General features: G+C 71.5%; 20 protein-coding genes. 14 read left to right on the top strand and 6 right to left on the bottom strand.

Features of this window, described 5'->3' with window-relative positions; translation table 11 throughout:
* Window positions 1-36: 36 nt before the first annotated feature.
* The 4 genes from ACZ6QO_RS22580 (at window position 37) to ACZ6QO_RS22565 (ending at window position 3497) form a co-directional block, all read left to right on the top strand.
* Entirely contained in the window at window positions 37-942 is a 906-nt protein-coding gene (locus tag ACZ6QO_RS22580) for a TIGR03619 family F420-dependent LLM class oxidoreductase (RefSeq protein WP_465853535.1), read from the top strand.
* A gap of 300 nt (window positions 943-1242) precedes the next feature.
* Window positions 1243-1842, top strand: coding sequence for a hypothetical protein (locus tag ACZ6QO_RS22575; protein ID WP_465853533.1), 600 nt, complete (start codon window positions 1243-1245; stop codon window positions 1840-1842).
* A gap of 242 nt (window positions 1843-2084) precedes the next feature.
* Window positions 2085-3140 carry an outer membrane protein assembly factor BamB family protein gene (locus ACZ6QO_RS22570; protein WP_465853531.1) on the top strand — a complete coding sequence of 352 codons (1056 nt, stop codon included), beginning with the start codon at window positions 2085-2087 and terminating at the stop codon, window positions 3138-3140.
* A 162-nt stretch (window positions 3141-3302) separates the two neighbouring features.
* Window positions 3303-3497 carry a hypothetical protein gene (locus ACZ6QO_RS22565; protein ID WP_465853530.1) on the top strand — a complete coding sequence of 65 codons (195 nt, stop codon included), beginning with the start codon at window positions 3303-3305 and terminating at the stop codon, window positions 3495-3497.
* A gap of 250 nt (window positions 3498-3747) precedes the next feature.
* Here the strand turns inward: ACZ6QO_RS22565 and ACZ6QO_RS22560 are convergent, their stop codons facing one another.
* Window positions 3748-4530: an aminotransferase class IV family protein gene (locus tag ACZ6QO_RS22560; RefSeq protein WP_465853528.1), complete on the bottom strand. Its 783-nt coding sequence runs from the start codon at window positions 4528-4530 to the stop codon at window positions 3748-3750.
* A gap of 105 nt (window positions 4531-4635) precedes the next feature.
* Here ACZ6QO_RS22560 and ACZ6QO_RS22555 point away from each other — a divergent pair, with 105 nt between their 5' ends.
* On the top strand, window positions 4636-5436 hold the full coding sequence (locus tag ACZ6QO_RS22555; RefSeq protein WP_465853526.1) for an HAD-IIA family hydrolase: 801 nt from the start codon (window positions 4636-4638) through the stop codon (window positions 5434-5436).
* Window positions 5437-5475: 39 nt separating this feature from the next.
* A complete protein-coding gene (locus ACZ6QO_RS22550) occupies window positions 5476-6114 on the top strand; it encodes a hypothetical protein (protein ID WP_465853524.1) in 639 nt (212 codons plus the stop codon).
* 108 nt (window positions 6115-6222) lie between these two features.
* Here ACZ6QO_RS22550 and arfB read toward each other — a convergent pair whose 3' ends face one another.
* Window positions 6223-6648: an alternative ribosome rescue aminoacyl-tRNA hydrolase ArfB gene (gene arfB / locus ACZ6QO_RS22545; RefSeq protein WP_465853522.1), complete on the bottom strand. Its 426-nt coding sequence runs from the start codon at window positions 6646-6648 to the stop codon at window positions 6223-6225.
* A gap of 214 nt (window positions 6649-6862) precedes the next feature.
* Here arfB and ACZ6QO_RS22540 point away from each other — a divergent pair, with 214 nt between their 5' ends.
* The 4 genes from ACZ6QO_RS22540 (at window position 6863) to ACZ6QO_RS22525 (ending at window position 10498) form a co-directional block, all read left to right on the top strand.
* Window positions 6863-7714 (top strand): hypothetical protein, encoded by an 852-nt coding sequence (locus tag ACZ6QO_RS22540; protein ID WP_465853520.1) that lies wholly within the window; start codon window positions 6863-6865, stop codon window positions 7712-7714.
* Between the two features lie 19 nt (window positions 7715-7733).
* Entirely contained in the window at window positions 7734-8342 is a 609-nt protein-coding gene (locus ACZ6QO_RS22535) for an HAD family hydrolase (RefSeq protein WP_465853518.1), read from the top strand.
* Between the two features lie 122 nt (window positions 8343-8464).
* Window positions 8465-8737 carry a GlsB/YeaQ/YmgE family stress response membrane protein gene (locus ACZ6QO_RS22530; RefSeq protein ID WP_465853516.1) on the top strand — a complete coding sequence of 91 codons (273 nt, stop codon included), beginning with the start codon at window positions 8465-8467 and terminating at the stop codon, window positions 8735-8737.
* 189 nt (window positions 8738-8926) lie between these two features.
* Window positions 8927-10498 carry an alkaline phosphatase D family protein gene (locus ACZ6QO_RS22525; RefSeq protein ID WP_465853515.1) on the top strand — a complete coding sequence of 524 codons (1572 nt, stop codon included), beginning with the start codon at window positions 8927-8929 and terminating at the stop codon, window positions 10496-10498.
* 117 nt (window positions 10499-10615) lie between these two features.
* Here ACZ6QO_RS22525 and ACZ6QO_RS22520 read toward each other — a convergent pair whose 3' ends face one another.
* Both ACZ6QO_RS22520 and ACZ6QO_RS22515 read right to left on the bottom strand, forming a co-directional pair.
* Window positions 10616-12178, bottom strand: a complete 1563-nt coding sequence (locus tag ACZ6QO_RS22520; RefSeq protein WP_465853513.1) for an FG-GAP repeat protein — start codon at window positions 12176-12178, stop codon at window positions 10616-10618.
* 206 nt (window positions 12179-12384) lie between these two features.
* Window positions 12385-13116, bottom strand: coding sequence for an ATP-binding protein (locus ACZ6QO_RS22515; protein WP_465853511.1), 732 nt, complete (start codon window positions 13114-13116; stop codon window positions 12385-12387).
* A 252-nt stretch (window positions 13117-13368) separates the two neighbouring features.
* Between ACZ6QO_RS22515 and ACZ6QO_RS22510 the strand changes: the two genes are divergently transcribed.
* The 3 genes from ACZ6QO_RS22510 to ACZ6QO_RS22500 all read left to right on the top strand — a co-directional run bounded on the left by ACZ6QO_RS22510 (window position 13369) and on the right by ACZ6QO_RS22500 (window position 17009).
* Window positions 13369-14733 (top strand): helix-turn-helix domain-containing protein, encoded by a 1365-nt coding sequence (locus ACZ6QO_RS22510; protein WP_465853509.1) that lies wholly within the window; start codon window positions 13369-13371, stop codon window positions 14731-14733.
* Window positions 14730-15641 carry a phosphotransferase enzyme family protein gene (locus tag ACZ6QO_RS22505; RefSeq protein ID WP_465853508.1) on the top strand — a complete coding sequence of 304 codons (912 nt, stop codon included), beginning with the start codon at window positions 14730-14732 and terminating at the stop codon, window positions 15639-15641. Before ACZ6QO_RS22510 ends, ACZ6QO_RS22505 begins: the two co-directional genes overlap by 4 nt.
* Window positions 15642-15761: 120 nt before the next feature.
* Window positions 15762-17009: a cytochrome P450 gene (locus ACZ6QO_RS22500; RefSeq protein ID WP_465853506.1), complete on the top strand. Its 1248-nt coding sequence runs from the start codon at window positions 15762-15764 to the stop codon at window positions 17007-17009.
* Between the two features lie 198 nt (window positions 17010-17207).
* On the opposite strand, the gene ACZ6QO_RS22495 is transcribed toward ACZ6QO_RS22500, so the two are convergent.
* Both ACZ6QO_RS22495 and ACZ6QO_RS22490 read right to left on the bottom strand, forming a co-directional pair.
* A complete protein-coding gene (locus ACZ6QO_RS22495) occupies window positions 17208-18572 on the bottom strand; it encodes a hypothetical protein (protein WP_465853504.1) in 1365 nt (454 codons plus the stop codon).
* Between the two features lie 387 nt (window positions 18573-18959).
* Complete coding sequence (locus tag ACZ6QO_RS22490) at window positions 18960-19784, bottom strand: alpha/beta fold hydrolase (protein ID WP_465853502.1); 825 nt, start codon at window positions 19782-19784, stop codon at window positions 18960-18962.
* A gap of 305 nt (window positions 19785-20089) precedes the next feature.
* On the opposite strand from ACZ6QO_RS22490, the gene ACZ6QO_RS22485 reads away from it, so the two are divergent.
* On the top strand, window positions 20090-20809 hold the full coding sequence (locus ACZ6QO_RS22485; RefSeq protein ID WP_465853501.1) for a hypothetical protein: 720 nt from the start codon (window positions 20090-20092) through the stop codon (window positions 20807-20809).
* Window positions 20810-21002 lie beyond the last annotated feature (193 nt).

Here is a 21002-nt window from a genome sequence, read left to right as displayed (position 1 = left end):
CCAATCTACGTACGGGCGTGCCCGTAGGGTGAAGTCATGAGGATCGGCTTCGGAGTACCCCTCTCGGGCTCGTGGGCGACGCCCGCCAACATGCTGCGCGTGGCGCGGCGCGCGGAGGAGCTCGGCTACGACTCGCTGTGGACCTTCCAGCGGCTGCTCTACCCGGTCGGCCACCCGATGGGCCCGGTGTACCGCAGCGTGCAGGATCCCGTCGTCACCCTGTCCTATCTCGCGGGCGTGACCGAGCGCGTCCGGCTCGGCGTCGCCGTGCTGAACATGCCGTTCTTCTCTCCCGCCCTGCTGGCCAAGCAACTCGCCACACTGCAGGAGGTCTCGGGCGGCCGGCTGGACGCCGGGCTCGGCCTGGGCTGGCTGCCGGAGGAGTTCGTCGCCTCCGGGATGCCGCTGGAGGGCCGGGGACGCCGCGCCGTCGAGTACCTGCAGGTGCTGCGGCGCTTCTGGCACGACGACATCGTCTCCCACAAGGGGGAGTTCTACGAGGTCGCGCCCTCGCACATGGACCCGCGGCCACGGACGGCGCCGGCGGTGCTGCTGGGCGGGACGGCCGAGGTGGCGCTGCGGCGGGCGGGCGAGCTGGCCGACGGCTGGATCAGCTCCAGCCGGGCGGACCTGTCGTCCATCGACGAACAGATCTACATTGTAAAGGAGGCGGCCCGGGCCGCCGGACGCGATCCCGGCGCGCTGCGGTTCGTCTGCCGGGGCGTCACCAAGGTGCGCGAGGCGGGACAGGACGGCCGGGCCCCGCTGACCGGGTCGCTGGAAGAGATCCGGGCGGACGTCGCCGCGCTGGCCGCCACCGGGGTCACCGAGATCTTCCACGACCTCAACTTCGACCCCGCGATCGGCTCCCCGGACGCCGACCCCGAGGTCTCGATGCGCCGCGCCGAAGAAGCCCTGGAGGCCCTCGCCCCCGGCGCGTAGTGTCCCACGCCGGAGATCCGTGGATGGTGCCCTCGCCTGGGTCAGCGGGAACGGCGGCTACTTCGAACGCGACAGCCTCGCCGCCCTGGCCACCATTGCGGCTGTGGGCGGGTCTGGGGTGCCGGGCTGAGCATGCGCCTGAGTTTCCACCATGCGGTCCTCCTGTCGCACGAGTGAGGAGCGGATCCGCAGGACACACCGGACACGCTCGCCGACAGGCGTGAATAACCGGAAACCACTCGGACGCGCTCAAGATCGTGCTTACTCTGGTCTCGACGATCGGGGAGGGAACGCGTTCCCATGGGAAGAGGGCGCCGGAAGAAGCGCACATCGGCCGGCCTCGATGTCGCGGCCCAGCGGCAGGAGGGGGCCGAGGCGTCTGATCCCGCCCCGCAGAAAGGACTGCGGGCGTGGCTGGCGGGGATCGCCAGCGCCGTGATTCTGGCCGCGTTCGGCGTCGTGTTCACCGGGTGGTACAACGCGAACGGCTCCGACACGGTCGAGCGGGTGCGCGGGGCCGCCCCGATCACCGTCGGTCACGTGGCCGTCGACTACTCCGAGCGCGACACCGTCCTGCGTGAACCGGTGACCGACCCTGAGGACCGGGCGTTCATGCTGGCCGTCCACGCGGACAAGCAGCGTGACGCGGTGCTGGCGCGCCACCGGATGGCCCTGATCGACAGCATGGACGTCACCCTCGTGCTGACCGGGAACCGCAGCAGCCTGCGCATCGTGGACATCGAGCCGCGGGTCCTCGCCCGCATGCCGGTGTCGGAGGGCGCCCGCCTGATCGCCATCACCGGCAGCGGTGAGGCGGACACCGTCGAGATGGCCGCCGACCTCGACCGGCCCGCGCCTCGGTTCACGACCGATGGGGACACCGCGTACTTCCGGAAGTAGCAGATCGACCTGAAACGGGACGAGCGGGTCACGCTCATCCTGAGCTTCACCGGCAAGAAGGCATATTACGAGTTCGACCTCCTGGTCACGGTGCTCGCGGACGACCGTACGGAAGAGGTCGTGATCAAGGGGCCGGATGGAGGGCCGTTCCGATTGAGCGGCGAGGCCGCCCGCTACCGGGCCTACTATCGGCAGGCGCCGCAGGGAGGCTGGCGGCCGGTCTCCTGCGAGGGACGCCGGAAGTGCTGATCAGTCGTTGCCTCCGGGCCCTGGCGACGCTCTCTGTGGCCGCCGCGATCACGGTCGCCGACGACCCGCGGCCTCCGCTCGAACTCGTGGGGTGGAAGGCGGCGTGGTCGGTCCCCGCCGGGGACAGGCCCGAGCTCTCCTTCCTGTCCGACGAGAACCTGATCACGGAAACGCCGGAGGGGACCATCACCGTGCATGATCCCGGTACAGGCGCGATCCGGCGCACCATTCGCCCCTCCGCGCGTTCTTCCAACGCGTGGGCCACGACCGACACCCTTGTCGTGGGATCGTACGATCGGACCTTGTACGGCTACGACCTGGCCTCCGGCGGTCCGTTGTGGCAGCACACGCTGCCCCCGTTCGGGCTGCACGGGAAGAACCACCCGCGGATCTTGGTGTCCGAGTACGGCGTCGTCGTCTTCCAGCGGGAGTCCGGGCTGCTCTCGCTCGACGTGCGAACCGGCGGCGTCCAGGCGCGGGCCGCCGACGCGGTGAGGTGCGAGGGACGGCTCGGCTCCACATCCGGGGCCGTGCTGCTACTGAGCCATTGCGGGCAAGGGCGCGCGCGGCTCGACTCCTTCGATCCGCGCACGCTGCGGAGGAACTGGACACGTCCGTTGACCACCCGGCACACCACCCTGGACGACGACATACAGCCCTGGTTCAGTAGGGCGGCGGAGGGCTTCATCATCGCGGGGGTGGGCGACGACGAGTTCCTCTTCACACAGGACGGCACGCCGCTGCCCGTCTTCCGTCTGGACCGGGACGCCGCTTGGCGACCGGCCGGCGGCGAAGGCCGCTGGAGTTCCCCCATGGAGGTCGGCCATCATCCCGACGGCGACTCCGGCGGGTTCGACTGGAACAACGCGTGGCCGCTGCCCGGGTACCTCATCTCGCGCGACCGGGACACCGGCCGTCTTGGCGCGTTTCCCCTTGACCGGCCGCTCACCCACGCCACCAATCTCGTGGGGACGACCTCCGACCTGGCCTTCGTCCACGGCGACGACCGCATCACCGCCTGCCGCGCCACCCGTCCGGGAAGTCCGTGATCGCTACGACCACTGACCTCGGTTATTCAGCCGGTATTTTGCATTGAAGATCAACAATGAAAGAAATGCCTCCGGCCTGCGATCAACCTCCCACCCTGTGAGGCCCGTAACCCGGCTCCGCCCGCACTGACGGACTAGATCCACATCCCTCCGAGTACGGCCATGAGCACGAGCAAGCACACACCGATGGGCAGCGCAGCCGGATCTTCGCGGGTACCGGTGTGCGGCAGAGCGCGCAAGAAATCCAAGGTCAGTCCCGAGGAGAAGGCGGTGCTCGCGGAGCTGCGCGAGATCGCTGCCAAGCGTGCCAAGGTCTTGGAAGAGATCGCCGCGGTTCCCGCCAGGCGGGATGCATGAGGACCGCTCCCCGGCCTGGTCACTTGGGCCATCGACTCAGAGGACGAGATGGGGCGTGGGCATGGGCTGGTGCGGTGTCCACGAACGTTCGCCGGGCCGGCCGCCGTAAGGGCGGCGCCGGTTTCGCCGTACCGATGACCGGCCGCTTCGGCGCCGGAGAACGCATCCACGGAGGCGACGAAATCCCTCGGCACGGTGGAGGTGAGCGGACACCGCGCTGGTGTGTGCCGCGCCAGAAGCGCCCCAGGCCCTAGATGGGATCCCACGGGTTGCTCTCGTGGGCGGTGTGCAGGGTCCTCATCAAGGCCGGGTCGTCGGGGAACGTCACCTTGCCGATCCTGCCGACGGGCATGACGCCCCACGAGTTGCACAGGAAGGCTCCGCTGAAGGAGGCCGCGCCGTCCAGGCACACGACCTGGCGGCGGACCGGCACGCCCAGCCGGGCGAAGCCCCGTTCCAGGAGCATCATCGTGATCCCGTGCAGCATCGGCGCCTCGGGCCAGACGACAGAAGTGCCGTCCCAGAAGCCGACGTTGGTGATCGCGCCCTCCGCGACCGTGCCGTCGGGCGCCACGAGCAGCGCCTCGTCGAAGCCGGCACGCTCGGCCAGCCGCAGGTGGTACGTCTGGCCGAAGCCGCCGACGTGCTTGAGGTGCGCCGCGGGCCGCTGATAGACCGCCGGCCAGAGGCCGCGCGGGGTGACCGGAGGGTCGTGGGGCGGGCGGACGCTCACGAGGATGGACGGGCCGTCGCCGGTGGGCGCCGGCTCCGGGCCGAGCACGTAGACCCGCACCGATGCGTCCCGGACGTCATCGCCGAGCGCGTGCCTGACGCGGTCGCGCACGAGGTCGCCGTCGAGCCCCCGGCCGAACAGCTCTCTGGTCGCGCCGTCCAGTCGGCGCAGGTGCAGGTCCAGCCCTCTGGCACTGCGGTCGCGCACCTGCATGGCCGTGAAGTGCCCGTAGTTGCGCGTCGCCATGGGCAGCAGGTCACCGACCTCGGGCGGGCGTCCGTCGATCTCTATACGCTCCACGTCCGCGGATGATAGGGCACGTCAGCGGGCGGTGGGTGAAATGTCCGCGGGGCACCTGTCATCCTGGTCCGGTACGGATATGTGACGCCCGAACGCGGGGGAACGGTGAACGAACGCAAGCCGATCGAATGCTGGCTGTCGGACATGGACGGCGTTCTCGTCCACGAAGGGAACCCCGTGCCCGGGGCGGAGGAGTTCATCCGCAAGCTACGCGACTCGGGCAAGCGGTTCCTCGTCCTGACCAACAACTCCATCTACACCCCGCGCGATCTGTCGGTGCGGTTGCGCGGGGCGGGACTGGAGGTGCCGCCGGAGTCGATCTGGACCTCGGCGCTGGCCACCGCCCGGTTCCTGGACGACCAGCGCCCCGGCGGGTCGGCGTACGTGATCGGCGAGGCGGGCCTGACCACGGCCCTGCACGAGGTCGGGTACGTCCTCACCGACACCGCCCCCGACTACGTGGTGCTGGGCGAGACCCGCACCTACAGCTTCACGGCGATCACCAAGGCCATCCGGCTCATTGACGCGGGCAGCCGCTTCATCGCCACCAACCCCGACGCCGTCGGCCCCTCCAACGAGGGGTCGCTGCCGGCGTGCGGCGCGGTGGCCGCGATGATCACCAAGGCGACCGGCGTCGAGCCGTACTTCGTGGGCAAGCCGAACCCGATGATGATGCGCAGCGCGATCAACGCCATCGACGGGCACAGCGAGAGCACCGCCATGATCGGCGACCGGATGGACACCGACATCGTGTCCGGCATGGAGGCCGGCCTGCACACCATCCTCGTGCTCACCGGGGTGACCACCAAGGACCAGATCGACCGCTACCCGTTCCGGCCATCGCGCGTGGTGAACTCGGTGGCCGATCTCATCGATCTGGTGGATTCGCCGCACGTGGTGGAATGACTGCCATGTCCTGTCAGGTTCTCGGGGCAGGATGACGGCATGACCGATGTGTATCTGGAGATCGGCGCCAAGAAGGTCTTCGCCTGCTCCTTGGACTGGCCGGGGTGGTGCCGGGTGGCCAAGGGCGAAGAGGCGGCCCTGGAGGCGCTGACCGAGTACGTCCCGCGTTACCGCGCGATTGCCGAGCGGGCCGGGCTGCCGTTCGACCCGGACGCCTTCACCGTCGTCGAGCGGCCGCCCGGCGGCTCGACGACCGACTTCGGCGCCCCGCAGGCCGTCCCCGAGGCCGACGCCCTGCCGGTCGCCGCCGCGACGGCCGAGCGCGACACCGCGCTGCTGCGGGCCGCCTGGGAGGTGTTCGGCGACGTCACCGCGGCCTCTCCCGAAGAGCTGCGCAAGGGCCCTCGCGGCGGCGGGCGCGACCGCGACAAGATGGTCGCGCACGTGGTGGAGGCCGAACGCGCGTACGCGCGCAAGATCGGCGTGCGGCACAAGCCCTTCCCGATGGACGACCTGGCGGCGCTGGAGGCCATGCGCGACGACATCGCCGCGGTGCTGTCGAAGCCGTCCGACGGCTCGGCGCTGGTCGCGCGCGGCTGGCCCGCCCGCTACGCCGCCCGGCGCATGGCCTGGCACGTGATCGACCACATCTGGGAGATGGAGGACCGCCGCGTCTGACGCTCCGGCCCTTCCCGGACGGACGGGCGGACGGGCGCGGGGCGGCGGGGTGGCGGGCCGGTCGCCCTGGCCGCGACGGCCGCCCGCCGCGCCTGCCCGCGCGGCAGGTCAGCGGTCGTCGGTGCGGCGCATGCGCTTGATGTCGGAACGGTGCTTCTTGGCCGTGAGCCGCCGTTCGACGGCGCCGCGGGAGGGCTTGGTGGCGCGGCGCTTGGCCGGCGGGGGAGCGACGGCCTTTTCGAGCAGGTGGGTCAGGCGCACCCTGGCGGCCTCGCGGTTGCGCAGCTGCGAGCGGTACTCCGAGGCGATGACGGTGATGACGCCGTCGACCAGGCGGGAGGCGAGCCGTTCGAGCGCGCGCGCCTTCAGCGGCGCGGGCAGCGCCTCGGTGGCTCCTAGGTCGAAGCTCAGCTCGACCCGGCTGTCGGTGGTGTTGACCCCCTGGCCGCCCGGCCCGGACGAACGCGAGAAACGCCAGGAGAGCTCGGCCTCCGGAATGACGACCGAGCCGCGGACGAGAAGAGGACCGGGCATTCCTCCAGCGTAGCCGCCCGTCCCCGCCCTCGATCAACTGGTTTGTCCGGCCCTTCCCGGCGGGTCAGTGTCTTGTCACGTGGCGGGAGCCGCTTGCGAAGATCGCATGGCTGGAGCACAGTGGCCCTGTACTCCGGGCCGGCCGCATCCGGCCCTTTTCCAGGGGCCGGCCGCATCGCCGGGCCGAATGCGTCACGACGTGGGGAGCCGTGCGGTGGCGAGCATCGTGGGGGTTCACGGCATCGGCAAGTACCGCTACTTCCTGGACGCCGGGTCGGCGCGGGGGGCGGCCGAGACCATGCGGGCCAAGTGGGACCGTTACCTGCACCAGGGGCTGTCGGGCGGCGCCGCGTACGCCGGGCAGTCCTATGTCAGCGAGATCGCCTACTATGCCCACCTGCTGCGCGAGGAGAAGCCGCAGGCGACCAAGCGCGACCTGCGCAAGATGGACCCCGCCTCCCAGCTCGTGCTGGCCGGGTGGATGGAGCAGATGGGCGGCGTGGGGGCCAGGACGGGCGAGACGCTGACCGGGCTGATCCACCGGTTCGCCGAATGGCTGCTGATGAGGCTCGGGCCCAAGGCCAAGGACTTCGCCGAGGACTTCTGCCCCGAGGTCGCCGCCTACCTCGCCGGCGCGCAGGCCGCGGCCCGGGTGCGGTCGCGCGAGGCCGTGGCCGACACGATCCGCCGCAACCGGCCCAAGGTGCTCATCGCGCACTCGCTGGGCAGCGTGGTCGCCTACGAGGCGCTGTGCGCCCACCCAGACCTGTCGGTCGAGCTGTTCATCACGCTCGGCAGCCCGCTCGCGATGCGCAACGTCGTCTTCGAACGGCTCCAGCCGCTGCCGGCGGCCGGCCGCGGCGCGCGTCCCCAGGGCGTCAGCCGGTGGGTCAACATCGCCGACAAGGACGACATCGCCGCCATCCCGGGGCAGCTGAAGAAGTTCTTCGACGGCGTCACCCGCGACGAGACCGTCAACATCAGCTGGGCCGACTTCCACACCGTGCGCAACTACCTGGCCTGCGGGGCCGTGAACGACCACGTGCGTCCCTTCCTCGCGTCCTGATTTGGGTAGGATCGCGATCATGAGGTGGGTGCTGTTCGACTACGGAGAAGTGCTGTGCCATGCGCAGCCGGCGGCCGACCGCGAGCAGCTGGTGCGGGCCGCGGGCATCGACGCCGAGCGGTTCTGGCGGGGCTACTGGGAGCACAGGCTGGAGTTCGACCGCGGCACCCTGACGCCGGGAGCGTACTGGTCGGAGGTCCTGGACCGCCGCGCCCGCGACGCCGAGGTCGCGCGCCTGGTCGAGCTGGACGTCCAGAGCTGGACCCATGCCAACGACGACGCCGTGGCGCTGCTGTCGGAGCTGCGCGAGTCCGGGCGGCCGGTGGCGCTGCTGTCCAACGCCCCGGCCTGCGTGGCCGAGGGCATCGAACGGCTGCCGTGGATCTCCGGCATGCAGGCCCGCTTCTACAGCGGCCACATGGGCCTGGTGAAGCCCGAGGCCGAGATCTACCTCAGGGTGGCGTCGGCGCTCGGGGTCCGGCCGCAGGACGTCGTGTTCGTGGACGACCGTCTGGTGAACGTCAACGGAGCCGAGTCGGCCGGCATGACCGCCGTCCACTTCCACGACGCCGAGACGCTGCGCGCCGACCTGAAGCTGGCGCTCACCACGTCCGGCGAGGCCTCCTGACCCGGCCATCCCGGCCGTCCCGCGCCTGACATGTGGCGCTATGTCATGCTCTGACCTGCACCGACGTATCGGATGTTCCGTATTCGGGAATACGGATAGCAACCGAATAACGGAGTGTGAAGATGCATGTCAGCGGCATAATCAGCGCGATCGTCGTCGGTCTGGTGATAGGCGTGCTCGCGCGTCTCCTCATCCCCGGGCGGCAGAACATCCCGATATGGCTGACCATCGTCATCGGCATCATCGCGGCCCTCATCGGCACCGCCATCGCCGGCGCCCTGGGTGTCGCCAACACCAGGGGCATCGACTGGATCGAGCTGATCCTGCAGATCATCCTCGCCATCATCGGCGTCCTGCTCGCCAGCGCCCTGTACGGCAGACGCAGAGTGACCTGACCCGCCGGGCCTCCCCCCGCCCGGCCGGGCCGGACGCGGAGATTTCGCGTGGAATGCCGGAGCCGGTCGCCCCGGCGTCGACGGGCGTTCGATGACGGCGGGTAGTCCACCCGCCTGGCCCGGAGGTGTTCACGCCGGCGACATCGAGCACTCGCCCGCGGGTCAGCCGGGCCGTCTGCACTTGCGAACGTGGAGCATACCCCCTCACGCAGAGCGTTCCTGATCGCCGCCGCCGCGGGAGCCGGCGGCCTGCTTTCGCCCGCGTCCGCCGGCGCGTCCAGCTCGGCGGCGCCCGCGCGCGCCGTCCGCACCGTGCGGGACCCGTTCACGCTGGGCGTCGCCTCCGGCGACCCCTCGGCGGACGGCTTCGTGCTGTGGACCCGCCTCGCGCCCGACCCCCTCACCCCCGACGGACGCGGCGGCATGCCGTCCCGCGACGTCGAGGTCGGCTGGCAGGTCGCCACGGACGAGCGCTTCCGCCAGGTGGTGCGCACGGGCGCCGCCACCGCCCGTCCGGGCTCGGCCCACTCGGTGCACGTCGAGCTGCGAGGACTGCGACCTGGCCGGGAGTACTTCTACCGCTTCCGCGCCGGCGGCCACCTGTCGGAGACCGGGCGCACCCTCACCACGCCGGCCCCGGGCGTCACGGAGGCGTCGTTCACCTTCGCGGCCGTCTCGTGCGCGCAGTACGAGCACGGGTACTACACCGCCTACCGGCGGATGGCCGAGCAGCACCCTGACCTGGTCGTCCACCTCGGCGACTACATCTACGAGTACTCCGGCGGCATCTACACCGCGCCGCAGGGCAACGTGCGCGAGCACGCCGGCGGCAAGCTGCAGACGCTGGCCGACTACCGGCTGCGGCACGCCCAGTACAAGACCGACCCCGACCTGCGGCTCGCCCACCGCACCAGCCCGTGGCTGGTCATCTTCGACGACCACGAGGTGGAGAACAACTGGGCCGGCGACAACCCCGGCACGCCCGTCCCCGGCTTCGCCACCCGCAAGGCGGCGGGCTTCCAGGCGTACTACGAGAACATGCCGCTGCGCCGGTCGGCGGTGGTCCGCGGCCCGCACCTTAAGATCAACCGCAGGGTGTCGTGGGGGTCGCTGGCGACCTTCCACCTGCTCGACAGCCGCCAGTTCCGCGACGACCAGCCCTGCGACGACGGCATGCGCTCCGGGTGCGACGAGCGCCTCGGGCAGGAGCGGGTCATGCTCGGGGACGAGCAGATGAGGTGGCTGGCCGACGGCCTGGAGTCCACCCCGGCCGCGTGGAACCTCATCGCCCAGCAGGTCATCGTCGGCCAGCGCGACTACCACCTCGGCCCCGGCAGGGAGCTCAACGTGGACGCCTGGGACGGCTACCCGGCCGAGCGTGACCGGCTGCTGCGCACCTTGGCCGGTGCGGCGACCGGCGACCCGGTCGTGCTCACCGGCGACGCCCACGTGGCCTCCGCCTGCGACCTTCTGGCCGACTTCGACGACCCGGACGCCGGGCGGGTCGGCGTGGAGCTGGCGGCCACCTCCATCTCCAGCGACGGCGACGGCTACCACGACCCCGCCAGGAACGCGGCGCTGCTGGAGGAGAACCCGCACCTGAGGTTCGTCAACGAGCGCCGCGGCTACATCATGTGCCAGGCCACGCCACAGGAGCTGAAGGCCGACTTCCGCACCCTGGACCACATCAGCCGCGAGGGCGCCCCGGCCAGGACCGCCGCCACCTTCACCATCCCCGCCGGCGAGCGCTCCCTCACCTGACGGCGAACACTTCCTCACCTGACGGCGAGCGTCCACCACCTGACGGCACGAGGGCGAGGCGCACGGCGGCGGAGGGCGCCGGCCCGCCGCCGCCGTCGTGGTGTGGGACGGCGCGGCTCAGGGGGCGAGGGCGAAGCCGAACAGGCTCGCCGGGCGGCCGGTGAGCGTCCGGGCGCCCGAAGTGCGCAGACCGGTGTAGGAGCCCTTGCGGACCGACGAGGGGATGAACGTGACGCGGCCGGCGCCGGGGGAGCCGACGGCGAGGCCGGAGCCGGTGATCGCCACCGACGAGCCGTACAGATCGCCGGGCCGGCCCGGCCTGCCCTTGACGACCACCGCGTGCTTCGCGGTGAGCCCTCCGCTGCGGGTGCCGGGGAGCACCAGGACGCGGTCGCCGCCGGGCAGGCCGATCGCCAGTTCGGCGTCGCCGTCCCCGTTGAGGTCCCCGGCGGCGAGCGCCGAGCCGAACCTGTCGGTGTTCCGGCTCCTCCCGGGGACGCCCCTGGTCTTGCCCGACCAGAACTCCCCGCCGACCGCGGTCAGCCCCCGCCGGGAGCCGTACAGCACGTGCACGCCGCCGTCGCCGTACATCGGCCCGTCCTGGAAGGCGTCCAGGCCCTCCCCGGGGACGCCGACGGCCAGGTCGTCGCGCCCGTCACGGTTGAAGTCTCCCGCCGCGAGCGATCCGCCGAAGTAGTCCCATTTTTCGGCCTCGCCGGGCACTCCGGGACTGTTCTGGGTGTACATGCCGGCGTGGCGGGCGCGCGGGTCGACGATGGTGACCGAGCCGCCGCCGGAGGTGGTGGGGCCCACCGTGTCGCCCGGCGCTCCGACGGCCAGTTCGGCCCTGCCGTCGCCGTCGAAGTCGCCGACCGCGACGGCGGCGCCGAACTGGTCGCCTTCGATGTGCTCCTGCGCGACCCATGACGTGGCCTGGGTGACGAGCGAGCCCCTGCCGTCCGGGTCGCGTCCGCTGAGGCCGAAGATCGCCGCGCCGCCGCCCTCGGACAGGCCGGGGACGCCGACGACCAGCTCGTCGTCCCCGTCGCCGTCCAGGTCGCCGGCGGCCAGCGCGGCGCCGAACCTGTCGGTGTCGCGCGTGCGGCCGAGGCGGGTCACGTCCAGCGTCACGGCCGGACGGAAGCCGCCGGCGGCGCCGTACAGCAGGTGCACCACGCCGTTGCCGTCGGCGCCGTCGGGCACCGGGGCGCCGGCGAACTCCTCCGAGACGCCGATCGCCAGGTCGGCGCACCCGTCGCCGTCGAAGTCGCCGGAGACCACCGCGGATCCGAACGAGTCGCCGCGCTCGGGGTCGCCGGGGATGCCGCGCGCGCCCTGGGATAGCACCGCGATCCTCTCGGCGCCGCGGAACAGCGTGACCGTGCCCGCCCGGCCCTGCCCGTCCACGGTGTCGTACGGCGCCGCCACGGCCAGGTCGGCGCCGCGGCCGCACGCGGCGGCGCCGAGCGCGAGGGACGGCACACCGCTGGACGGCACACCGAGAGATGGCACACCACGGGACGGCACATGGGACGGCAGCGAGCGGCCCGGCGCTCCGGCGGGGACGGTCCCCGTGCGGGCGGCCGGGCTGGTCAGGGCGTGGGCGGCCGGCTGGTGGGCGAGGGGGACGACCACGAGGGTCGCGGCGGTGAACAGGCGGAACGCGCGCGAGGCACTCATGCTCCGGATGGTCCCCGCCGGCCCGGACGTCCGCCCTACCGCAGCGTGAAGTCCCCGCGTCGGTCGCCTGAACGGCGTGCCCACTGATCACAACCGCCATGGTCGGGACGGCGGGGGCTCGGCCGCCGTCGTCGGCCGCTCGATGGCGTGCGGCGCGGAGCACGGGCACCTCCACGACCGACCGCCGGCCGCGTGGCCGTCCCCGCTCAGTGCGCGCGGGTGGCCGGTGGCGGGGGCGGGGCGGGCAGGGCGAAGGCCACGGCCTTGGCCGCCCCGCCGCCGGCGGACATCGTCGTGGGATAGGCGTAGCAGTGCCCCCGCGACAGCCGGTGGGCCAGCAGCAGGCCGCGGCCGCTCTCGGCGAACGGCGTCAGGTCCAAGCCCGCCGAGAGGCCGGACGGCTCCTCGTCCCCCGCGGCGGCCCGCCCCGCGTCCGGGCCGGTCTCCTGCAGGCGGGCCAGCAGGGCGGAGACCCGGCCGAGGTCGCGCCCGCAGTCCACCATCTCGCACCACATCGGGATGCCGCTCAGGCAGTGGACGCGCAGCTCGTACGGTCCGCGCGCGTGGGTCTCGGAGTTGGCGGCCAGCTCGGCCACGATGATCTCGGCGTCGCCGATGTCGTCGTCGTCCGCCCCAGCCGTGACCAGGGCCTCCCGCACCGCCGCGCGGGCGCAGCGCGAGGCCGAACCCGGACGCAGCGTCGTGACCAGGACCCGGAAGGCGTCCTCGACCGGCAGGAGGGCGCACGCGGCCTCGCCTGACACGGAGGCGTACGGGCCCTCGCCAGGTAGTGGGGCGCACGGGCCCTCTCCCGGCAGGGGGGCGTACGTGGCCTCTCCCGGCAAGGGGGCGTACGGGCCCTCGCCGGGCCGCCGTTCCTGGGCGAGGACCCCGGCGCGGTGGTGGACCTCCTGCGGCACAGGCTGCTCGGCGCGCATGAGCTGATCACTCCTTGGCATGTCGACCGTTGAGCCGGCGGAGGAAGCGCGCGGTGATCCCCCCGGGATTCGGCCTCCATGCTGGGGGAGGTGCGCGCGCGGCGGTGAGCCGCCCCACCGATACCCATCTCGGGTCTGCCGCGATCGTCCGAGCCGATCAGCCTGGGCGATCGGTCCGGCCGTTATCCCCTCCGAAACCCATGGGCACCTGGTTATCTGAGAGGCCAGCGCAGTTCATCGTGGAAGGTCTGCATGAACGTCACTCATGCGAGCGATCAGTCGATCAGCTTCGCCGTCTGGGAGAGACCCCAGATGCGCCAGGCACTGGCGGCCCGCGACATCGCGACGGTCTACCTGCTCCTCCAGCGTGTCGGCATATCCCAGCGGCGCATCGCCGCGCTGACCGGGCAGTCGCAGTCCGAGATCTCCGAGATACTCAACGGCCGCCAGGTCATGGCCTACGACGTGCTGCTCCGGATCGCCGACGGCCTCGGCGCGCCGCGCGGCTACATGGGCCTGGCCTACGACGACGCCGCGCCGGCCTCCGGCGGGCCGCCCGCGGGCCACGAGGACGACCTGGACGAGGACGAGCAGGTCCGGCGGCTGCTGGCTCATGCCGCGCAGGTCACCATCGGCGCCGTCGTGGCGACCGCCGACGAGTGGCGCCGGCCGCTGGCCCGCGTCGACACCCCCGTCCCCGCGAAGATCGGGGACGCCGAGGTGGAGCAGGTGGAGACCGTCACCCAGTCGCTGCGCGCGCTCGACTACCGCTACGGCGGCGGCGTCTGCCGGGACGCGGTCGTCGCCCAGCTCGCCTGGTCGCAGCACCTGCTGCGCGCCGCCTGCTCCGAGCGGGTCGGCCGCCGCCTGCACCGCGCCCTGGCCGACCAGCACAACCTGGCCGGCTGGACCTCCTTCGACGTCGGCCTGCACGGCCCGGCCCGGCGCCATCTGGCCCGCGCGCTCGAGCAGGCCAAGTACGCCGGAGACCCGTCGCTGGCGGCGAACATCCTCTACCGCATGGGACGGGTCCACCTGCATCTCGGGCGCGTCGTGGACGCGTTACGGTTCTTCCAGCTCGGCCAGATCTGCGCCCAGGACGCCAGCTGCGAGCTGACCGTCGCCATGCTCTGCGCCAACGAGGCGTGGGCGTACGCGCTGCTGGGCGACGAGCGGCTCGCGATGAAGTCCATCAGCCGGGCGCGTGACGAGTTCGCCAGGGCACACCACGAGCAGGCGCCGGGCTGGGTGCGGTTCTTCACCGAGGCCGACCTGCTGGCGGCCGGCGGCATCACCCACGTGGGCCTGGCCGACCTCGACCGCCGTCATCTGCCGCTGGCGGCCGAGCTGCTGTCGGGCAGCGTGCGAAGGCGCGAGGCCGACATGGCGCGCAGCAAGGTGTTCGAGCTGATCGGCCTGGCCACGGTGCGGCTGCTGCTCGGCGAGGTGGAGGACGGTCTGGCCGACGGGCACGAGGCCGTCACGCTGGTCACCCAGATCAGGTCGGTGCGGACGATCGACCGGCTGACGCCGCTGGAGGCCGCCGCGGCGGGCCGGCCGAACAGCTCCGACGCCCGTGAGCTGTGCCGGCGCATCGCGGAGCTGCGCGCCGTATGAGCCTCACCGCCGTCGACCCGTCCGGGGGACTCACCCGGGACAACCTCCGTTCCCTGCTGGACGCCCTGCACGCCGAGACGGGCCTGGACCCGGCCGGCGCCGAACTGATCAAGTTCACCAACAACGCCGTCTTCCGGCTGCGCAGCGCCCCGGTCGTGGTGCGCGTCGCCGGGTCCACCGCCGCCCGCGACCGGGCCCCGCTGGTCGTGCGGGTCGCCCGCTGGCTGCGCGAGCACGACTTTCCCGCGGTGCGCCTGCTGCCGGGGTTCGTCCAGCCTCTCCGGCTGCACGGTCAGATGATCACGCTGTGGGAGGACGTCCCCGGCACCGGCGCACGGCCGGACGGCGCCGGACTCGCCGTCCTGCTCAAGCGCCTGCACCGCCTGCCCGGCGCCCCCGCGGGGCTGCCGCGGTGGCGGCCGATGCGCGAGGTCCGCCAGCGGCTGGCCGAGCCCGAGGACCTGGCCGCCGCCGACCACGAGTTCCTGCTGCGCGAGTGCGACGAGGTCGAGGAGCGGCTCGCCGATCTGCGGTTCGCGCTGCCGCCGGGCGTCATCCACGGCGACGCCTTCCTCGGCAACGTCATCGCCGGCCCGCGCGGCCCGGTGCTGTGCGACTTCGACGGCACCGGCGTCGGCCCCCGCGAGTGGGACCTGGCCCCGGTGGCGGTCGGGCGGCTGCGGATGGACTACGCCACCGACGACCACGCCCTGCTGGCCGCGCACTACGGCGTCGACGTCACCGAATGGGAGGGCTTCCCGGTGCTGCGACGTCTGCGCGAGCTGAAGCTGGTCACCAGCGTCCTGCCCATCCTGCGCAGCAACCCGTCGATCCGCGCCCAGTGGGAGCACCGCATGCGCACCTTCCGCGCCCGCGACCTGACCACCAGGTGGCAGACCTACCGCTGACCGGCGCCGCCGCCGCCGTCCCTCCCGCGTCCGTACGCGCGATGCGGGGACGGCGCGCGGCCGGTCGGGAACAGATCGGGGGCGGCGGCGCGCGCGTTGCGGGCGTGCCAGGATAGGACCGTGACAACCGCGGTGGAGACGGGCATCGACCTGGCGGATCTCGCGTTCTGGCGCAGGCCGCCGCGTGAGCGTGAGCGCGACTTCGCGCGGCTGCGCGGCCTTCCCCACCCGGTGTTCTTCCCCGAGCGCCGCGTGCCGCTGCTCCGCTCGGGCAAGGGGTTCCACGCCCTGGTGCGGCACGCCGAGGTGGTGGAGGCCAGCCGCAACGCCAAGGTGTTCTCCAGCGAGCCGGCCGTGACCAACCCCGAGCCGCCCGGCTGGGTCAAGCACGTGTTCGGCGACTCGATGGTCAACCTGGACGACCCGCGCCACGCGCGCCTGCGCCGCATCGTCTCGCGCGCGTTCTCCCCCAAGATGCTGGGCCGCCTGGACGACGGCATCGCCAGGACCGCCGAGCGCATCGTCGACGACGTCGTCAAGGAGGGGCCGCGCGACTTCGTCTCGCAGGTCGCCGCCCGGCTCCCCATCAGCGTCATCTGCGACATGATGGGCATCCCCGACGGCATCCGGGCCAAGGTGCACGAGCACGTGGACGTCTCCACGGCCTACACCGGTGTCCGCATGAGCCTGCCCCGCACGGTCGCCATGGCCGGGCGCAACATGGCGGCGCTGTTCGCCCTGCAGCGCATGGTGATCAACCTCGGCCGCGAACGCGAGCGCGAGCCGGCGGACGACCTGGTGTCCGCGCTGGTCAACGCGAACGTCGACGGCGAGCGGCTCACCCCCAGAGAGCTGGGCTCGTTCTTCACGCTCCTGCTGGTCGCCGGCAACGAGACCGCGCGCAACACCATGGCCCACGGCATCAAGCTGCTCACCGACAACCCCGGCGAACGCGAGCGGCTCGTGGACGACTTCGACGGCCACATCGGCGGCGCCATCGAAGAGACCGTCCGGTACGTCTCGCCCATCATGCAGTTCCGGCGCACGGTCACCGAGGAGTACGAGATGCGCGGGGTGCGGTTCGCCCCCGGCGACAAGGTGGTGCTGTTCTACGGCTCGGCCAACCGCGACGAGGAGGTCTTCGGCGACCCCGACCGGTACGACATCACCCGCAAGCCGAACCCGCACGTCGGCTTCGGTGGTCCTGGCCCGCACTTCTGCCTCGGCGCGAACCTCGCCCGCCAGGAGATCAAGATCATGTACCGCGAGCTGTTCACCCGGCTGCCCGGCATCCGCGCCGTAGGGGAGCCCGAGCTGCTGCTGTCCAACTTCGACAACAGCGTCCGCGCCCAGGGGTTCACCTTCTGACCGAGCGATACCGGCCGGACGGTTCCCACTGAGCGATACCGGCCGGACGGTTCCCGTTGAGACGTCTGCCGCCAGGGCCTTCCGGCCGACGTCAGGTCTCCGGCGAAATCCGCCCGTTCCCGGCCCACGCACGCGGCGTACGCGGCGCGCCCGGCCGCTGGATGCGGCCGGGCGCGCGTCGAGACGGCGGAGCGAGGCTCAGCTGTTGCCGAGGCGGCAGCCGTCGGTGGTCTTGCCGTTGTTGCAGTGGTTGAGCTGCAGAGCGTCCAGCACGTAGGCGAAGTTCTGCCCGGACGGGCTCACCACCGACACCTGCGCGGTGGCCGCTCCGCTCGGCGCGACGGCCGACACCGAGTACTCCTGCCAGCCGGTGGTCAGCGCCGTGACCGGGCCGTCGCTGTTGGAGATCAGGGTGCCCGAGGAGTTGTACCAGGAGAGCCGTAGCTTCACGTTGCCGGAGGTGCCGGTGGTCAGCTTGGCGAAGAACTTGTACCGCTGGCCCGCGGTGACCGCCGGTTTGCGGGTCACCGACACCGATCCCTCGGCGTACGACTGGACGTTCATGGTCAGCGACCGCCGCCCGTCGTAGTACCGCGCGGAGACCTGGCCGTCGGACCCGGGCGGGGTGACCTGCATCCAGCCGCCGCCCGAGACGGTGAAGCCCGAGGGCGTCGAGTAGGGCGCGTCCGCCTCGACGGTGCGCTCCTGCGCGGTCAGCAGGTCGTTGCTGTAGCCGACGTCGCAGCAGGTCGCCGTGGTGAAGTACGGCCAGGTGGCCACGTTGGCCTTACGGGTGTCGGGGTAGTTGCCCTGGTAGAACGTGGCCGTGGTCTCGCTGGGGTCGTAGTAGCTGTTGAAGTCGTGGTCCAGCGCCCAGTCGTAGTACGGGTTGGACATCACGTCGGGGTAGCTCAGGATCTCCGAGCCCTCGGTGACCTTGGGGTGGTCGACGTAGAAGCCGTCCGCGGCGAGGTGGGTCAGCTCGTGCAGCATGGTGCCGCTGGCCCAGCCGTCGGCGGTCGCCGCGCACGCGGGCTCGCACCAGGCGTTCGCCGTGCCGTTGAAGTCCTCGAACACCACGTACTTGCGGTTGTCGACGTCGTAGCCGGCGTCCGCCAGGTCGTGGGTGATGGTCTGGACCGGGGTCTCGCCGCCGATCACGCCGGACTCGATCTTCTCCGGCACGACCAGGGCGTGCGCGTAGCCGGAGTAGGTGCTGGTGCTGTACCCGGTCCTGCAGCTCAGGTTGATGTGCTGGTCGTAGTTCGTGGACTCGTCGAGCGACCAGTCCATCCGGTCGACGATCTTGGCGATCTTCTCGACCTGCTGCTCGTACCTGTTCCCGATGCCGTCGTGCCAGGCGTAGATCACCTGGACCGCCGGGATGCTCCCGCTGGCGTCCTTGGGGTCGGCCAGCGTGACGGCGCAGCCTCGCTGGGGGACGCTCGCGTCCACCGGCTGCGCGTAGGGGCCCGTGGGCTCGGGGTCGTAGGGGGCATCGAACGCGCCCGCCGGGCTCGCCGTCACCAGGACGGCGAGTCCCCCCGCGGCGATGGCTGACACAAGGCGCTTCAACCGTAACGACAAAGGTGCTCCTCCTGTGGGTGTCATTGCGGAGGGAGCCTAACCACCTCTGGGGACCCAAAAGAGTGCAATGTGAGAAATTTCATAACAAATGCCGAATTGCAGTGAATGGACTACGGAAAGTGCGGCGACTTGTCGGCCTATCTGTAGATGATCATCCCATTTTTGTATCAGAGATGGCTAATCATCGATCATTGTGGGTTGTTATCCCATTAACCGGTTAATCAAGCCCCTTTGTGCCGTTTTGTGAGCTTTATTGGCACAAGGGGTAGCCGCACGGCTTCGTTCCCGCAGGTCGCCGCCCCACCGCCTCGGCGAGTTCGTCCTGGTGGGCGAACAGAACGCGGGCGGGGCCCTCTCCCGGTGTCAGGACCGGAAGAACGCCAGCAGGTCGGCGTTGACGGTGTCGGCCTGGGTGGTGATCATCCCGTGCGGGAAGCCCGCGTACGTCTTCAGCGTGCCGTTCCGGAGCAGATTCGCCGACAGCGGCGCGGAGTCCTCGTACGGCACGATCTGGTCGTCGTCGCCGTGCATGACCAGCACCGGCACCGTGATCCTCTTGAGGTCCTCGGTGAAGTCGGTCTGCGAGAACGCCACGATGCCGTCATAGTGCGCGTTCGCGCCGCCCATCATGCCCTGGCGCCACCAGTTCTGGATGATCGCCTCGGATGCCTCGACGCCAGGGCGGTTGAAACCATAGAACGGGCCGGACGGCAGCATCCGGTAGAACTCGGAACGGTTCGCCGCCAACTGCGCCTGGAGGTCGTCGAACACGCTCTTGGGCAGGCCGCCGGGGTTGGTGTCGGTCCGCACCATGATCGGCGGGATCGCGGAGATGATCGCCGCCTTGGCCACTCGCTCCTCGCCGTGCCGCGCGAGGTAGCGCACCACCTCGCCGCCGCCGGTGGAGTGCCCGACGTGGACGGCGTCGCGCAGACCGAGGTGAGCGGTCACCGCGGCCAGGTCGTCGGCGTAGTGGTCCAGGTCGTGCCCATCGGCGACCTGCGCCGATCGGCCGTGACCGCGGCGGTCGTGAGCGATGACCCGGTAGCCGTGCCGGAGGAAGAACAGCATCTGGTTGTCCCAGTCGTCGGCCGACAGTGGCCAGCCGTGGCTGAACACGATCGGCCGGCCCGAGCCCCAGTCCTTGTAGTAGATCTCCGTGCCGTCGTTGGTGGTGATGAAAGGCATCTCTGTTCCGTTCCCGAGGGTGCCGGCGGCGGTGTGGGCGTACGCCGGCGGTGCGAGAGATCGTTCGTGCCGACGGAGTCCCGTGTCGGCGGACCACTCGCGGTCGGTGCCCGTCAGATGACCGGGCCCATGACGGTCGGCGCCTGAAGCCAAGGTCGCACGGCCACCGCCGGGAAGGCGCGAGGCGCTCCGGCGTGACGTCGAGATATCGAGGGTCGCCGCCGGGGGTGGGTACGTTTCCGCGTGGGGGCGCGCGACGGTCGCCGGGAGCGCCACCATGATCGATCCACCGGGGGAGCGCTGCCATGATCGATCTGCTGGCCGAGGCGGTGCGGGCCCACGGCGGGCTCGGCCGCTGGCGCGAGCTGACCACCGTCCGGGCGACGATCGTCAGCGGCGGCGAGCTGTTCGTCGCCAAGGGCGTGCCGCAGGATCCCGCGCCGCGCCAGATGACCGCCTCCCTGCACGAGGTGCGGGCCTCGGTGCGGCCCTTCGGCGCCCCCGACCAGAGGACGAGCTTCACCCCCGGCCGGGTCGCCGTCGAAAAGCTCGACGGACGGGTCGTGGCCGAACGCCGCGACCCGCGCTCGGCGTTCCACGGCCACGACCTTCACACCCCCTGGGGCCCTCTGGAGCGGGCGTACTTCAACGGCTACGCGCTCTGGCTGTACCTGACCACTCCGTTCCAGCTCACCATGCCCGGGTTCGCCCTTGAGGAGATCGAGCCGTGGCGGGAGGGCGGCGAACAGTGGCGCAGGCTGCGCGCCACGTACCCGCCGGAGATTCCCAGTCATTCCAGGGTGGAGGAGTTCCACTTCGGGCCAGACGGCCTGCTGCGGCGGCACGACTACCACCTCGACATCGCGGGCGGGCTCGCGTCGGCGAACTACGCCTGCGACATCGTCGAAGCCGACGGCATCCGCCTCCCGGCCAAGCGGCGCATCTACCTCCGCGACGCCGAAGGCCGCCCGTCGCGTGACCACCTGATGGTGTTCATCGACATCACCGACCCGCACTTCACCTAGCGCGGGCGCCCGCTCACCTTCGCCGGAAGCGCTTCCTCCCATCCCTCCGATGAGGTCCTCCCATCGGCGCCGGGTCGGCGGGACGGTGGACGGCGAAGGTCGGCGCCGCCCTACGGCGGGGATCCGGCGAACCACTCCGGTCATCACACCGGCACGATGAGCACGCACTTCCGCCGCGCGGCGTTTCACTCCA

It is taken from the genome of Sphaerisporangium sp. NPDC049457 (assembly GCF_055586705.1).
Note: the sequence above shows the minus strand (reverse complement) of the source record. Positions and strands in the feature narration are given on the sequence as shown.